9 protein-coding genes are annotated in these 9,765 nt (G+C 66.7%); 1 reads left to right on the plus strand and 8 read right to left on the minus strand.

What is annotated here, in order from left to right:
- Positions 1-74 precede the first annotated feature (74 nt).
- The 6 genes from AMD30_RS23560 to AMD30_RS23585 are packed head-to-tail and all read right to left on the minus strand — an operon-like array spanning position 75 to position 6,377.
- Positions 75-1,190: a TIGR03364 family FAD-dependent oxidoreductase gene (locus AMD30_RS23560; RefSeq protein ID WP_055477295.1), complete on the minus strand. Its 1,116-nt coding sequence runs from the start codon at positions 1,188-1,190 to the stop codon at positions 75-77.
- A 37-nt stretch (positions 1,191-1,227) separates the two neighbouring features.
- Positions 1,228-2,241: a zinc-binding dehydrogenase gene (locus AMD30_RS23565; protein WP_055477296.1), complete on the minus strand. Its 1,014-nt coding sequence runs from the start codon at positions 2,239-2,241 to the stop codon at positions 1,228-1,230.
- Positions 2,217-3,764 (minus strand): phosphonate ABC transporter, permease protein PhnE, encoded by a 1,548-nt coding sequence (phnE, locus tag AMD30_RS23570; RefSeq protein ID WP_055477299.1) that lies wholly within the window; start codon positions 3,762-3,764, stop codon positions 2,217-2,219. Before phnE ends, AMD30_RS23565 begins: the two co-directional genes overlap by 25 nt.
- Positions 3,765-3,808: 44 nt before the next feature.
- Positions 3,809-4,660 carry a phosphonate ABC transporter ATP-binding protein gene (locus AMD30_RS23575; RefSeq protein ID WP_055477300.1) on the minus strand — a complete coding sequence of 284 codons (852 nt, stop codon included), beginning with the start codon at positions 4,658-4,660 and terminating at the stop codon, positions 3,809-3,811.
- Positions 4,620-5,585, minus strand: a complete 966-nt coding sequence (locus tag AMD30_RS23580) for a phosphate/phosphite/phosphonate ABC transporter substrate-binding protein (RefSeq protein WP_010844224.1) — start codon at positions 5,583-5,585, stop codon at positions 4,620-4,622. The genes AMD30_RS23575 and AMD30_RS23580 overlap by 41 nt, the downstream gene beginning before the upstream one ends.
- A gap of 48 nt (positions 5,586-5,633) precedes the next feature.
- The gene (locus tag AMD30_RS23585; protein WP_084817367.1) at positions 5,634-6,377 is read right to left on the minus strand and encodes a phosphonatase-like hydrolase; all 744 of its coding nucleotides are present in this window, start codon (positions 6,375-6,377) and stop codon (positions 5,634-5,636) included.
- A 107-nt stretch (positions 6,378-6,484) separates the two neighbouring features.
- On the opposite strand from AMD30_RS23585, the gene AMD30_RS23590 reads away from it, so the two are divergent.
- Complete coding sequence (locus AMD30_RS23590; protein WP_010844226.1) at positions 6,485-7,201, plus strand: GntR family transcriptional regulator; 717 nt, start codon at positions 6,485-6,487, stop codon at positions 7,199-7,201.
- Here the strand turns inward: AMD30_RS23590 and AMD30_RS23595 are convergent, their stop codons facing one another.
- Positions 7,202-7,873 (minus strand): VOC family protein, encoded by a 672-nt coding sequence (locus AMD30_RS23595; protein WP_055477297.1) that lies wholly within the window; start codon positions 7,871-7,873, stop codon positions 7,202-7,204.
- Positions 7,874-7,923: 50 nt separating this feature from the next.
- Entirely contained in the window at positions 7,924-8,631 is a 708-nt protein-coding gene (locus AMD30_RS23600) for a hypothetical protein (RefSeq protein WP_055477298.1), read from the minus strand.
- Positions 8,632-9,765 lie beyond the last annotated feature (1,134 nt).

Below are 9,765 nucleotides of genomic sequence, written 5' to 3' on the forward strand. Positions count from 1 at the left end.
ATTTTGCAACAGCCCGATATAGCCGCCGGTCGCCCGCTGACGGGTGGTTTCCAGGCGCTTTCGGTGCGGGCCGGTCACCAGCCCATCAGCCCCGCCGACTCTTCGGCGATGGCCGGGCCGAGGGTCATCCCGCGGCCACCGGGGCCGGTGACCGCCCACACCCCGTCACCGATCGATTCCCGGCACACGATCCGATCGGGTTCGGTGCACTGGCTGTAGACACCCGCCCAGCGACGCTGGATTCGGGGTAGTGGACGGCCCAGCAGGCCCTCGGTCACCTCGACGAGGTGACCATACGGATCCTCGTCGACGTCGAAGGTGAACGGTTCTACGTACTCGTGGGTGTCGCCGATCGTCAGTCCACCGTGAAGGCGTTGGACGCAGAGCAACTGCATGCCGTTCGCCGCGGCCGTCGGACGTTGGGGTTCGGTTCGACGCAGCTCCTCGAGCGCGGGCCCCGCGAACCCCGGGTAGTACCGCAGGCTGTCGCCGTCGGCGATCGACGTCGTGAGGCTCGGTCCGAGTGGGGCCGTCTGCATCATCTGCAGTCGGACCCGGCGCACCGGCAACTCGCCGAACACCTCACGGAGCAGTCCTCGGTGAGTTGCGCCCGGGCACAACACGACACAGTCCCCGGCATGAACGATCCCGGTGTCATCACGGACCGAGGTGCCGGTGATCCCGCGTACCTCGACTCCCGGGACGAATGTGTATCGTCCGGACTTCTCGAGTCGAGATCGCATGGCGGGCATCGCTTGCCGGGATTCGACGGCGGCGTCGGATGCACAGTGCAGTCCGGCGAGGTAATTCCCCTGTAGCGCGGGGTTCTTCTCCGCGACCTCGAACCGTCGGAGCAAGGTGAACCCGCGGCGCTGTGCATCGTCGCGAGCGACGACCTCTTCGGCGACGGCGACCTCGGCTTCGGTGCGCAACAGGGTGATCGAACCGTTCGCCCGGAATCCGACCTCCGGGACCTGCGCACCGATCTGCTCCCACAGGACGCGGGAGCGCAGTGCGATGTCCAGTTCGGGAGCCGACCGCCCGGAGACCCAGACGAGCCCGAAGTTGCGGACGGTGGCGCCCCGCGCGTCGAGTTCGCGGTCGAGGTGGATCACATCGTGCCCGCGTTCGACGGCCATCCAGGCGTGTGCGGTTCCGATGATCCCGGCACCGACGATGATCACGCGCATGTGTTCTGATCTCCTCTTCGACTGATGTTCTGCCGCGTCACGGCGCAACCGCGACGCGTAGCGCGGTGCCCGGCGCTGGTTGCAGGGCGTGCTCGATCTGTTCGAGCGGAAGCGGTGAGGTCACCAACTCCGACCACGGGTGTCGATCGGCGGTTCGCCCGAGGAAGTCGACCGCCTCGTGCAGGTGACGTGGTTCGTAGTTGTGGACCCCGGTGAGGGTCCACCAGCGCCGGACCACCTGCTCTGGATCGACGTTCAGGGACGGCCCCGGGGTGACCGAACCGGCCAGGACGAGGGTTCCGGCGATCTCCAGCCGCGACAGCGCATCCCGGAGGAAGTCCGAGGATCCGGTGAAGTCCAGCACGACGTCGACGTTCTCGCCGTCGTCAGCACATGCACCGAAACGGATCGCCTGGGTGACGCGCGCGACGTCGCGGTCGGCGACCCGGACCTCGGCGCCGCGGTCGGCGCAGACCGCCGCCGCCGTCGTCCCGAGCATCCCCGCTCCCCCGATGAGCACCCGGCGGCCGGACAGGTGACCGGCCCGTTCGACGACGGCCATCACCGTGGCCGTCGCACATGCAGCGGGCGCGGCGACGGCATCGCCCAGAGCGTCCGGAACAACGACCACGGTTGTGCCCCTGGGTAACACGATGTGGCTCGCATAACCACCGGACAGCGGCCAGTCGCCGTCGAACGGTTCGTGTCCGATTTTTCGGACCCGACGGCATTTGGCGGTGACTCCCCGCCGGCACCGATCGCAGTCACCGCACGACACCGTGACCGACCAGACGACGCGGTCGCCCTGCTGTGCCGACGCGCCGTCGCCGATGCCGACGACCTCACCCACCGCCTCGTGCCCGAGAACGGACGGACACGGCGAATCCCGGCGTCCGCTCACCGTGTGCAGGTCGCTGCCGCACACCGTCGCCAGCCGAACCCGGACCAGGAGTTCACCGGGACCGAGTGCGGGAAGCGGTGTTTCGATGATGTCGACCCGATCGCCGCGCCAGACGGCGGCGCGGGTCAGACCAGTCGTGAGCGTATCCAACCGGACAACCTTTCGATGGCGAAGACGATGACGAAGATGACGAGCACGATGGCCCCGGCGACCTCGAAGTCCAGCGTGCGGATCGACTCGAACAGCAGGAAGCCGATTCCGCCGGCCCCCACGATCCCCAGGACCGTGGACGTGCGGATGTTGACGTCGAGCAGATACAGCCCCGATCCGACGATGGACGGCATGGCCTGCGGGATCACCGCTGCGAACAGCGTTTTCCACCAACCACAACCGACCGAGCGGGCGGCCTCGACGGGACCCGGATCCGTTTCCTCCACGGAGTCGGCGACGAGCTTGGCCAGGAAGCCGACGGAACCGATTGCCAGCGCACAGGTTCCCGCCACCGGGCCCAACCCCAGCGCCGCGACGAACACCACGGCGAGGATGAGTTCCGGCACCGCCCGGACGACGAGAATCCAGGTCCGCGCCACCCAGTACACACCCGGGTGCGGGGTGACGTTGCGAGCAGCGAGGATTCCCACCGGGATCGACAAGACGGCACCGATGGCGGTCGAGACCACGCCGATCGCGACCGTCTGGACCGCGGCGTCGAACAGTTCTGTTCCGAGAGCGGTGAAATCGGGCGGGATCATGCGTCCGAACACCTCGACGGCAGGTGGTATCCACACGACCAGCGCCCAGGGCGTGATCTCCAGTACGGCCATTGCCGCGACGGTCGCCACGGCCACGAGCAGCCCGAAACCCGTACGGACCGCGCGTTCGAGACCCGGCCGCATCGGCGACGGTGTCAGCAGCACACGCCGTATGCCGATGGCCAGCAGTTCCATTGCCGTGATGATCACGAGGATGACCAGGACGATCCCCAGCGCACGTGGGTAGATCAGCCCGCGCAGGGCGTCCTGGAGCGCGAACCCGATGCCACCCGCCCCGACGAAACCGAGGACGACCGACATCCGCAGGTTGATGTCGATGCGATAGACGAACGCACCGATCCACGCCGGAACGCACTGCGGGACGACGGCATTGATCATCTCACGCACATATCCGACGCCGGTGCTGCGTACCGCTTCGCGTGGCCCGTCGTCGACCTGCTCGATCGCGTCGGCGAACAGCTTGCCCAGCATGCCGATCGAATGCAGCGCCAGGGCCAGGATGCCGGGCAGCACACCGATACCCAGGGCGCGGACGAACAGTACCGCGAACAACAGGTCGGGCATGGCACGACAGAAGGTGATGACGCCGCGCGCCACGGCCTGGACCGCGGGGTGGGGGCTGGTGTTGCGAGCGGCCAGGAACGCCAACGGCACCGAAGCGACCGCGGCGAGAACGGTTCCCAGCACAGCCATCAGCAGTGTCTCGAGCGCCAACACGCTGATCCGCCCGGGATCTCCGAGCCGTGGTGGCAGCATCCGCTCGATGAGCGCGACGATGTCCTCGATGCCGTAGATCAGCGTCGCAGGCGCGAAGTCGATCCACCAGGCGCAGACCAGCGTGGCGACGAGACCGCCCACCGCGATCCCGGGCAGGACCGCACGGTCCCACCCGGGTCGCATCCGGGATGGCGATCCCGCCTGCGGACGGTCCAGGAGCGGGGTGTTCATCGGCGTCGTACCGCGTTCGACGACGCCGCCACCGGGTCGACCCGCTGGTAGACGTCCATCACCTCGTCGCGATCGAGGCCGACCGTGGAGCGGTCGAGAACCTTCTGGCCACCCCGCAACCCGACGATGCGGTGCGCCCAACCGAGCGCCAGATCCACCTGGTGCAGGGTGCAGAGGATGGTCAGCTTCTCCTCGACGCACACCTGGAAAAGCAGATCCATGACGACGCCGGCATTCTCCGGGTCCAGGGAGGCCACGGGTTCGTCGGCGAGCAGCAGCACCGGCTTCTGCATCAGCGTGCGCGCGATGGCCACGCGCTGCTGCTGTCCGCCGGAGAGGGTGTCGGCCCGGCGATCGGCAAGGTCGGCGAGACCCACGCGATCGAGATGCTCCAACGCTTCCTGCCGCATGCGCTTCGGGTACGTCAGCGCACCGTAGCGAGGACACCGCAACCGCCCGAGCCCGCCCAGCAGCACGTTCTCCAGGCAACTGATCCGGCCGACGAGGTTGAAATGCTGGAAGACGAAACCGACGTCGCGCCGCAGTGCTCGCATCTCGGCGCGACCGGCGAGATCCACCCGGCGCCCCACGACGTCGACGACCCCGCTGCTCGCCGGATGCAAGCCGTTCAGGCAGCGGAGGAATGTGGACTTGCCGGAGCCGGACAGGCCCAGGAGCACGACGAGTTCGCTGCGACGGACATCGAGCGACACGCCGTCGACCGCGAGCGTGTTGCCGAATCTCTTGGTGAGTCCGTCGACATGGACGACGAGATCGTCGCCGGCGACCGGTGGCTGCGCGGCCACGTCAGCTCGCACACTTCTCGGACTTGGTGACCTCACAGACATGCCGGACACCGGCGTAATCGTCGTCGGAGGCAGGCACGACGCCCCACGCGCGCTCGTCGGTGATCAGGCACTCATCGCCCGAGCAGAATCCCGCCGCCTCCATGGACTCCTTGTTGACTTTCTCGGTGAAGACCTTGGTGAGGGTGTCGATGGCCTCGGGTCCGAGCGAATTGTTGGCCGCGAAGACTGATCCCGCGATCATCTCCGACTTCCAGACCGTCTTCAGCTGTCCCTGCTGGAGATCGCCCTTCTCGACGAGGGTCTCGTCGACCATCGAGTCGAAGGCGAAGCCGGCTTCGCAGTCACCGGACGCGACCGACAGCGCCGACGCGTCGTGCCCGCCCGCGTAGATCGGCGTGACACCCGCGGCGAGGTCGGTCTCGGTGCCGGACTTGATGACGCCCGCCTCGATGAGACCGGCGCTCGGGTACAGGAAGCCCGAGGTGGAACCGGGATCGACGAAGCACACCGTCTTGCCCGCGAAGTCCTTGATGCCGTTCACAGACGCGTTGTCCGCCTTCGCGATTCCGTATGACTGGTATCCCGGTTCGGCGCCCTTCTCCGACACCACCGCACCGAGCGGGGTGATCTCGGCGCCGTTGAGGCCGGCGACCACGTAGGCGAACGGGCCGAAGAAGGCGAGGTCGACGTTGTCGGCGATCATGCCCTCGACGACGCCCGCGTAATCGGAGGCCTGGACGAACTCGACCTTCGAACCGGTTTCCTGCTCGATCACCTTGATGACCGGGTCGTAACTGGCTTTGAGATCGGTGGAGTTCTCCGCGGGGATCGCGGCGAGAGTGAGGGTTTCGGGGAAGCCGTTGTCGTTGACGGCCTCGGAGTCGCCACCGGAACATCCGGCGAGCACGAGGGCGGTGGTGGCGAGAGCGGCGGTGATCGCCAGCGAGGACTTACGAATTGTCATCGGGGGTCAACCTTTCGGGACGTCACGGGGGTCGGGGTGAGGAGCGGATCAGGGCGTGGTGATCAGGGCGGTCAGGTCGGCGACGGACGCCAGGACACGGTCTGCACCCGCGTCGAGAAGGGTCTGCTCGTCGTGCGCCCCGGTGAGCACGCCGACCGACAGACCGGCACGAGCACGTCGGGCGGTCTCCATGTCGCTCGCGGTGTCGCCGACGACCACCACGTTGGCCAGGTCGTCGACCTGGGCGGTGAGGGCAGCCGCGAGGACCAGGTCCGGGTAGGGGCGGCCGCGCAGGCCGGCGGTGGGGGCGAGAACCTGATCGACGACGTCGGCCCATCCGAGCGAGTCCAGGATCCGTTGCTGCGTGGCAGGGCTGAACCCGGTGGTGAATACCGTTGCGATGCCGCGCGATCGGAGGTCGGCAAAGGTCTCCACCGCCCCCGGGATCGCGTCGACACCGTCGTCGATCAGCTCGCCGTAGGCCTGTTCGAACGCCTCGTTGGCTCGCCGGGCGGCGTCGTCGGAGCCCAGCAGAGCGCGGAAGACGGCGATCTTGGACTGGCCCATCGTGTCGAGGACGTAGATGCGGGCACGGTCGCGTTCCTCGCCGTGCTCGGGGATGCCGACCGCGGTCGCGGCGACCTCGAAAGCCTGGGTGACCAGCCCGTCGTCGACGATGGTGGTGCCGGCCATGTCGAAGACGACGAGTTGGACCGGTGAAACACCGCTGGTGGACGTGGTGGTGTCTGCACCTTTGCGTGCAGGTGTGGTGGCGTCATCAGTTGTGCGCATGGGCCAACTGTCCCGTTTGGTATAGACCAATTCGGGTGCGTTGGCCGAACACAAGGTGAACACTCGGTAGCCATTTGGTCTAGACCAATATTTGCTATGTTGGACGCATGACCCTGTCGGAACAACCTCGCGTTCTCAAGCATCAGGTGGTCAGGTCACAGCTGGAGGAACTCCTGGCGGACCTCGTCGAGGGGGATCCGTTCCCCGCGGAACGCGATCTCGCCGAGAGCTTTTCGGTGTCACGCGAGACCGTCCGGCAGGCGTTGCGGGAGTTGCTGCTGGACGGCAGGATCGAGCGCCGCGGCCGGATGACGGTGGTCGCCGGACCCAAGATCCGGCAGCCGCTGTCGATCGGCTCGTACACCGAGGCAGCCCGCGAACGGGGCATGGAGACCAGCCGCATCCTGGTGGGCTGGACACGGATCACGGCCGACGCGGTGCTCGCGGATCGGCTCGCCATCGCCATCGGCGATCCGGTCATCCAGCTCGAGCGTGTGTTCACCACCGACAAGGTGCGCGTGGCCCTGGAACGCACCCGACTGCCCGCGTACCGGTATCCCGATCTCGAGGCCGACTTCGAGGTGACGTCGTCGCTGTATGCCGAATTCCGCAGGCGCGGGGTGCGTTTCGGACGGACCGAGGACACGATCGAGACGACGCTGCCCGACGCCCGCGAGGCCGCGCTGCTCCACGTCGACGCACGGACGCCGATGTTCTTGCTGAACCGGTTGTCCTACGACAAGGACAACACCCCGATCGAGTACCGGCGTTCGCTGTACCGAGGCGACCGGATGGCGTTCACGCAGACGATGTACGCGGACTGATCAGTAGTTCTGGTCCTGCCAGGTGCACAGGCACACCTCGTTGCCCTCGGCATCGGCGAGCACCCAGAACGCGGGGGCGTACTCGTCGGTGAGCAGTTGTCCGCCGGCGGTGATCGCCGACTGCAACCTCTCGTGCAACTCGTCGGTGGGGACCCACAGGTCGACGTGCATCCGGCTGCGCTGCGGGCGCGGTTCGTCCATCTGCTGGAACCAGACGCTGGGTAGCCGGCCGGCGGGGTCGACGAGGTCGACGGGCTCGCGTTCGGTGGCCTCGCCGTAGCCGAGCACGGCTTTCCAGAAGGGCCTGATGGCCGGGATGTCAAGGGCGTCGATGGCCAGGTTGAACTGGGTGACGGGTTCGGCGGCCGGTTCGAGACCGAGGTCGGTGGCGATGCCGGTGATCTTGTTGGCCAGCGCGACATCGGCTTCCGTCAATTGGTGCGCACTGTGTGTCGTCAGCACGAGATGCACCGTGCCGTAACGGAGGTCGATGTCGGGGTGGTGATTCGCGTCCTCGGCGGCGTCGATGATCTTGGCGACGAACTCACCACCGCGCACCATCGACCCGGTTTTGTAGGCGGCCGCGAGTCTGTCGGCGATGACGCGCCACGGATCGGCCACCATCTCGGAGGCCTGTGCGGGAGTGAGCGGTGAGCGAGTGGAGCCGGTCATACTGCCCCATGCTGCCCCCTTCACCGGTTTCGCGAAAGGGTGGCCGCGGTTCAGCTCCGATTGGTGGTCGTGGCGGCGAGTGTCGCGATCGATTGGTGTGTCGCCGGGAGGAACCCGCGTCGGGCATCGTGGTCGAGGGCGGTACCCGCGCCGATGACGGGGTCGTAGTCGAGGCCGATCACGCCACCGACCGCGCCCGACACCACACTGACCAGCATGTCGGCGAGTCCGTCGTTGTGCGTGGTCGGCAACTGCGAGGAGATGACGACGATCGTCTTTTCCAGTACGCCTGCCCGGTCCCATTCGGTGAAGACGACGCGCGCGCGGTTGAGCAGGTCTGGTCTCGCCGCGATGACGAGCACCGGCGTGAGGTTCGGGAGATCGTCTTCGGCGAGCTCAGGCAGCAACGTGAGCGGATGTGCGCCGGCGTCGACGACGGGAACGGCGCCCTGCCGCCAGGTCTCGACGACGGCGTCGGTGACCGTCGCATCGTCGGGCGGGAGCCACAACCCCGTCCCCGACGCCGTACGCAGCAGTTCTTGATTTCCCGAGCCACGCAATCGCAGCTCGATGTCACAGTCGTTGCCCGACGCGTCGACCCACCACGACAGCAGCCCGAGCGTCGACGACGCCCGGTGCTCGGCGAGCAGCGCCGAAACAACCGACGTGCCAACGCCGCCGGCTGTTCCGCACACGATGACGGCCCGCTCGGCCCAGGCCTGCGGGTCGCCGTCGCGTGGGGTGGTCGGGTTGGTCATATCGGGTCAGGGAACGAGCATGTGAACACGAGAAGTGCACCTGCCTACGGAACGAGCATGTAGATCGTAGATCCGTAACCAGACGGAACCCGGACTGGACTATTGGCAGCCACCGCGGTGACACCGAGACTCACCGGGCCCGAACCTGAAGGAACTTCCCATATTTTTGTCTCGCCAGCCCGGGGACCAAACGCAACCGTCACGAACTTCTCGAGATTGATTCCGCGAACGCTGTTGTAGACGTTCCACAGGAGCACACGGCACCTGGGATTGCGTTTCCAACTCGCGCCTTGGCCCGTGAATCCGTGCGACCGTGCGGTGACACGGACAACGCCGCGCTTCTTCGGCGAAGTGTCGGCGGTGACGTTAATGGCACCGCGGCAGTACGAATGGTCGCCGAATGTCCCGAAGTTGTAACCGGTGAAAGTCACCTGGGGGATTGGAGCAGCGTGCGCCTGTCCGACGCCAGTCAAACAACTGAGAGCACAGACGACGATCGCGACAACGACAACTACTGTTTTTTTCACAATGACCTCTTTTAGACTAATCAAAACGACGATCCGAACGGGGTGTGATCTCCTTCGCTAGGAGCACTCGGGTGATGAGCCTGCGACTTCGGTCGGCCATAGAACTTCACTTCCAGGGACGGCGTTCTTCAGGGTTTCGGATTGTGCCCGGGTCCAGTCACGGACCGATCGCTCAGCGTGAGGACCGAAGACGGCGTAGGGCGCACGTGCTTGCGCTCCAGACCATTTCAAGGCGGAGGTCCCAAATTTCGCGTCAACGTCCCCACGGTGATTCACCCCGTAGTCCACGGCAGGCAATCCCGAACGACGAGCCTGATCCGATGTCAGGTGAAACTCGAACTGGTTTGGACCAGACTCAGGTAAAGCGTGACGCGGGCGTGGCTTGCGCCAAGGTTCGGTCGGGCTGACACCTGGGTCGCCCGCGCCCAGCGCATAGGCGAGGGCGCCGCCAGCGGTCCCACCGATAGCGAATCCGAGGGCTGCGCCGGCCACTCCTACGCCCACACCACCGATGGCGGCACCTGCACCCGCCCCGATTGCTGCACCGGTGGGGCCCATGACGACCCACGGAGGAGACGAACCGATGATCGCACCCGTTACGGCACCG

The sequence above is a fragment of the Gordonia sp. HS-NH1 genome, assembly GCF_001418765.1.
Lineage (GTDB): Bacteria > Actinomycetota > Actinomycetes > Mycobacteriales > Mycobacteriaceae > Gordonia.

Excerpts from the sequence above, each read along its gene's own strand:
- AMD30_RS23600 (WP_055477298.1), bottom strand. The coding sequence starts at position 8,631 with ATGACCAACCCGACCACCCCACGCGACGGCGACCCGCAGGCCTGGGCC.
- AMD30_RS23585 (WP_084817367.1), bottom strand. The coding sequence starts at position 6,377 with ATGCGCACAACTGATGACGCCACCACACCTGCACGCAAAGGTGCAGAC.
- AMD30_RS23560 (WP_055477295.1), bottom strand. The coding sequence starts at position 1,190 with ATGCGCGTGATCATCGTCGGTGCCGGGATCATCGGAACCGCACACGCC.
- AMD30_RS23580 (WP_010844224.1), bottom strand. The coding sequence starts at position 5,585 with ATGACAATTCGTAAGTCCTCGCTGGCGATCACCGCCGCTCTCGCCACC.
- AMD30_RS23595 (WP_055477297.1), bottom strand. The coding sequence starts at position 7,873 with ATGACCGGCTCCACTCGCTCACCGCTCACTCCCGCACAGGCCTCCGAG.
- AMD30_RS23590 (WP_010844226.1), top strand. The coding sequence starts at position 6,485 with ATGACCCTGTCGGAACAACCTCGCGTTCTCAAGCATCAGGTGGTCAGG.
- phnE (WP_055477299.1), bottom strand. The coding sequence starts at position 3,764 with ATGCGACCCGGGTGGGACCGTGCGGTCCTGCCCGGGATCGCGGTGGGC.
- AMD30_RS23575 (WP_055477300.1), bottom strand. The coding sequence starts at position 4,660 with ATGTCTGTGAGGTCACCAAGTCCGAGAAGTGTGCGAGCTGACGTGGCC.